The sequence below is a fragment of the Thermogemmatispora sp. genome (genome assembly GCF_019683755.1).
GTDB lineage: Bacteria > Chloroflexota > Ktedonobacteria > Ktedonobacterales > Ktedonobacteraceae > Thermogemmatispora.
This window is the reverse complement of sequence record NZ_JADGHT010000348.1, coordinates 1-4,711: the sequence shown is the minus strand read 5'-3', so window position 1 is coordinate 4,711 and position 4,711 is coordinate 1. Positions and strand designations below refer to the sequence as shown.

At 60.3% G+C, this 4,711-nt stretch carries 8 protein-coding genes; all 8 read right to left on the bottom strand.

Going from position 1 to position 4,711, the window contains the following annotated elements; all coding sequences use genetic code 11:
* Window positions 1-18: 18 nt before the first annotated feature.
* Complete coding sequence (locus tag IRZ24_RS16940) at window positions 19-375, bottom strand: hypothetical protein (protein WP_297166735.1); 357 nt, start codon at window positions 373-375, stop codon at window positions 19-21.
* A gap of 155 nt (window positions 376-530) precedes the next feature.
* Entirely contained in the window at window positions 531-1,007 is a 477-nt protein-coding gene (locus IRZ24_RS16935; RefSeq protein WP_297166732.1) for a hypothetical protein, read from the bottom strand.
* A gap of 39 nt (window positions 1,008-1,046) precedes the next feature.
* On the bottom strand, window positions 1,047-2,087 hold the full coding sequence (locus IRZ24_RS16930; RefSeq protein WP_297166729.1) for a hypothetical protein: 1,041 nt from the start codon (window positions 2,085-2,087) through the stop codon (window positions 1,047-1,049).
* Between the two features lies 1 nt (window position 2,088).
* Window positions 2,089-2,259, bottom strand: coding sequence for a hypothetical protein (locus tag IRZ24_RS16925; protein ID WP_297166726.1), 171 nt, complete (start codon window positions 2,257-2,259; stop codon window positions 2,089-2,091).
* A 335-nt stretch (window positions 2,260-2,594) separates the two neighbouring features.
* Window positions 2,595-2,855, bottom strand: coding sequence for a hypothetical protein (locus IRZ24_RS16920; RefSeq protein WP_297166723.1), 261 nt, complete (start codon window positions 2,853-2,855; stop codon window positions 2,595-2,597).
* A 22-nt stretch (window positions 2,856-2,877) separates the two neighbouring features.
* Complete coding sequence (locus IRZ24_RS16915) at window positions 2,878-3,198, bottom strand: hypothetical protein (RefSeq protein WP_297166719.1); 321 nt, start codon at window positions 3,196-3,198, stop codon at window positions 2,878-2,880.
* A 212-nt stretch (window positions 3,199-3,410) separates the two neighbouring features.
* Window positions 3,411-3,794 (bottom strand): hypothetical protein, encoded by a 384-nt coding sequence (locus IRZ24_RS16910; RefSeq protein ID WP_297166715.1) that lies wholly within the window; start codon window positions 3,792-3,794, stop codon window positions 3,411-3,413.
* 272 nt (window positions 3,795-4,066) lie between these two features.
* Window positions 4,067-4,711: tyrosine-type recombinase/integrase (locus tag IRZ24_RS16905; RefSeq protein WP_297166712.1), on the bottom strand; the 645-nt coding region annotated here is incomplete at its 5' end.

Sequence of the window (4,711 nt, the reverse complement as noted above, 5' to 3'; positions counted from 1 at the left end):
ACTGCCGGCGCTGCCATCTCAGTGGCTCCCCCATCCCTGGCGCCGTGCAAGGTGACGCCGGATTTGCTGCACTTTGCGCGTGAACCAGGCTGGGGGTAAGATCCACACTCGCCCAGGCTGCATCTGCTGGGCCAGCTCCTGCTGACTCTGGGGGATCACCACCATCCAGCCTTGACGCGCTAAGCGTGCCACCAGTTGCTGAATGAGAAGCTGCCACTCCGGCTCATCCTGGCTTGTGGGAACCACCACCCACATTTGTTCTTGTCGTGCCTGGACTGCTCGCACCAGGGTCTCCCACGATCCACGGTGGATCACACCCTGGTGTGGATCAATCCACGCCCATCGCTGGCGACGGATGGTCACAAACAAACTCATGATCTCTTCCTCCTGACTGAAGAACAATCTCTTGCCTGCCCTCAGACCTACCACTCACTCAGCCTCCCGCAGTGCCTCCAAGCACTGTTCATCAGATGGCAGCCTCATCGTATTCCTCCTGCGAAATCACAGGTTTCTTCCTCGTTCCTGTTCACTCAGGCAATCCGCACTGGCCGCCCTGGCTGGGGATGCACCAATGCCCGGAGTCGCTGCTGGTATCGTGCGCGACTACCCCGCGGCAAGCGGGCCAGTTGCTCATAGGCGGCCTGCACGCCACACAGCAACTGGCCGAGAAAGACCGGGGCCGTCCGTCGGGTCAGCCGCTCCCCCAGGTGATACCAGGGCGGCACCTCATAAGCCGCATACAGATACCCTCGCTCCAGATCCAGGACCGGCAGCGGGACACAGCTATCATGGTGCGCCACACACAACTGATCCCACGCGGCTGTGTGCTGCAAAGCCAGGCGTTTCCGCCAGTAGTCATGTGACCGCTGCAAGACCACTACTCGCAAGCGGCGCCCTTGCCACTCCAGCTCGTAACAACCAGGAGCACACTCAGCTACCACGCGTACCCCCAAGCGCGGCGCCTGGATCACCAGGAGCTGTGCCACCATCTGCCGATCTCGTTGCATCGTGCTTTCCCTCCTTTCGTCTTGGCTTGCTCGCTCCCACTAGCGGCGCATCTGTTGGCCTGAACCTTCCACCTGCCCTGGCTGCCCCGACTCATCGCCTGACACCTGCTCTTGCTTCTGCGAAAACGACAGCAGCGAAAGCGGCTTGGGTGGGGGTGACATCAGCGCAGAGGAGGACGTCGACAACGGCTCTGTCTCTACCACGCGCAACACCCGTTCCATCATCTTGAGGGTTCCCCTCATCTGGAGCTTGCTCATCTCGGCCAGTGTCTCCTCATAAAGGCGCCGGGCTTCCAAAAATTGCTCGGCCTCGCGCTGCCGGTTCAGCGCAGCCTGCTCGGCTTCACGCAGCCGGATCTCGGCCTCTGCAAGCTGGTGAATAGCGTCGGCCTTCTGGTGAATGGTCTGCAAATGCTTGGCCAGGCTGCGGAACTCCAGCGTGGCCAGCACCACAATGGCCCCCACATCCACACAGGGTCCCAAGATTACCCGGGAGAGCTGCACCCACAGCGGGTAATCCCCATGCTGGGAGATCACCCACCACAAGGCCATACAAGAACCACCACTCAAGAGCACAAACAGCACGACTGCACTCACGCAGCGAGCCAGGTAGGCCCGATCACTCAGCACCTTCTTAAGCGCATGCGCGCTCGCCAATGCCAGCCCACCAGTGAGCAGCTCCGCTAGTAACGAGACCACATGCATGCCTACGTTGTAGGAGTCCCAGCGCCAGCCACCGCCTGCAAAGGCATCACCCAGCTCCAAACCCACGACCCACGCCACCACCAGCGGCCCCACATAGGCCACTGCCACCAGTACCTGGCGGATCAGCCGCCCCAGGAGGGGTTCACGATCCTCGTCGAACTCGTCAATCTGGCGGCGATACCGCTCGAGGGAAGCATGTTCCTCCAGATCCTGGCGGTACGTTTCACCCCCGACATCTGGCTCAAGCACACCAGAAGGCAACGAGGTCGGATGAGTCTGATTTGCACGATCTGCAGGGCCTGGCTGGCTTGCTGCCTGATCCTCATGCCCAACCAATGCCCGTCTGAGCGCGACCAGTCGAGTACGCCAGCCCATCTTAGCCCTCCTGACCTGCTGGCTGCTGGCAGGCCACCAATGCCTTGCGCTCCTGCAGCAAACGAATGACAGCATAAGCCCACGCCGCATATTCCCCAGTGTCCAGCACCAGCGAGGCAGCCTGTTCGGCCAACGCCAGGCCGTATGCTTCAAAGGGGAACGACTCAATCACCTCCACTCCTGTACAGGAAGGACACCCCTCCAGATACGCACCTCGCCATCCCCACAATGCCGCACAAGCGGGACACCACTCCGCACCGCATAAGCAATATGTCCAGTAGAGATGCTCCTGATCCCGATGGGAACACCCATCACATCGCATAGAAACCCTCCTGTTCGACTATCGCTGAGCCAGCGAGCTAGCCAGGGGATCACAGGACCCCAGAAGCTGCGCCCTCTCTCTCGAGAACAGATCACCAGGCACTGCCTCGTTGCCTGCGACCCCTGCTAGCGTGTGCATCAATCCTGAGCGTTCGAGTACGATCAGTGTCGCGAGGGCGCTCTTGGTTAGCTCCCCTGTTGGCCCTCGTGACGAGCTTGCTGCTGACGGGCTGAGCGCAGGCGCTCAAGCAACTGATTGGCTTGAGTCCGTGCCAGCATCTCCCTGGCGCGTGTGGCTTTGACGTACTCCCGCGAGAGCACCTTATGCAGACGATTAAACACGGCTGCCATGTATTTTGACTCAGCCTGGGCTAATTGAGCTTCGATTTCTTGTTTGAGGATCACCAGCTTTTCGTAGTCTTGATCCGTGATCTGGTAAGATGCCATCGTGTCCTCCTTGGCAAGGGGTTTACACATCTGACTCGTCAGGATAGGTCACCAGGCTCGCGAGCGGGGCCGCCTGAGCAGGGGAGAATGAGCACCGCGCACGAGCGCGGGCTACTCCCTCTCGCAAGACCACAAGCAACCCCTCCAGCTCCCGCTGATCGGCCTCGTATACCTCATCCGTTGGGGTTCGTACCTTGCGACGAGCACGGCGCTCCAGATAGGCGCGCTCCCGCTCTTGCTTGCGCTCCAACCAGCTTACCCAATGTTCCAGTTGCTTCAAGGACACCCCACACACCGGACACCAGGCAGCGCCTGGCCCGCCAGTGCCTGTGCCTGCAGACATCGCCACACCTCCTTTCTAGAACAGCTTGTGCATAAACCATCACGGCGATGGCTCGCGCCTGCCTCCCCCCAGTCACCAGGCTTGGAGCACGGTGAGAGGCAAGCGTGAACCAGCCATCTGACAGTGCGAGCAGGGTGTCCCTCCCACGAGGAAGCACAGCCACCGTTCCAGCCTGGCCAGGCTCCCTGCCCAGCCAGGACAGCACATCGCGCTCAGACAATCCCCCGCCTGGCAAATCCGGCCTCATGCTGCAACCACTGCACAGCCCGCGCAATCAATCCAGCTTCTCGCGCTGGGACCAATCCCACGGCGTCGCAGGCAAACCACCAGCCCCCACCTGGAACGCCGCTGATCCCATCAACCAGGGCCAGATACACGGCCAGTGGCGGCCAGAAGCCAAGCAACCACAAGTGCCAGTGATGTTCCCAGCCGAGCAACCGACCCAGAAGAGCAGCCGCTAACCGACCAGTCTGTGCCCCCTGCCCGCAGACAAGAGCAGGGAGGCGCCATCTGTCATGACCATCCTGCAGTAACAAGACCAGCGGTTGTCCAGGATGGCACAGGATCACCAGCACAAGACGACGCACCTGGCTCATCGTTGCCTCCCTAGAGCAGTCCCAGTGCAGCACAGCATGCCAAACACACCACCTTGCGTGGCGGATCATCATCAGCAAACACCAGGCAATGGGCAGGGCAGAACCATCCGGAGCAGCGCCAACAACGCATGTCTCGACCTGCCCGCCGCGTACAGCCGGGTTCCTGGCAGGATGGCTGCGGTACCGTCCTTACGTGCTTCCAGATCAAGGCCATCGGCAAGCTCCTTTCGCAGTGCACATTCTCAGTACAGGACAAACTGACAAAGCAACAATCAGACATCAGCAGTATGGGAAAAGCGCGAGCGACGCCGGGCCTGCCGCCAGGCGCGCAATCGCTGACGACGATCGGTCCGGTGCATCTCCAAAACATCAACCGGTGAAAATTGCTGGTACAACTCTCGTTGATCTTGCTCTGCGAGCTTGACATAGGTATTAACCATCTCCAGCGTCTCGTGCCCTAACAGTTGTTGCAATGCCGCGGTAGGCATCCCTCGCTTGATGCAATTCACCGCAAACCAATGCCGGCAGGTATGTGGCGAGACACGCTTATCCGCGATCCCCGCACTCCGCTTGAGTCGCTCAAAAACCTTACGCACCCCTGCTGACGTGAGCGGCGTTCCATCCACTGAGAGAAACACAGAGTCAGTTGGCTGCTCCGGCTCTCCTCGCCAGAAGTGCAAGTAGGTCTGTAAATACTGCCGGGCGACCTTGCCAAAGGGTACCTTACGTTCCTTGGCTCCCTTGCCCTGGATATAGAGCATTCCTTTTTGCCAATCGATATCGGACAACCGAAGCTGACACAGCTCTGAGACCCGAATGCCTGTTGACAACAGGACCCAGAGGATCGCCCGATCCCGCGCTGTCAGCGCTTTACGCTCATCTGGAGTCAACGCTTGCCCTTTGGGGGCGCGCTCACA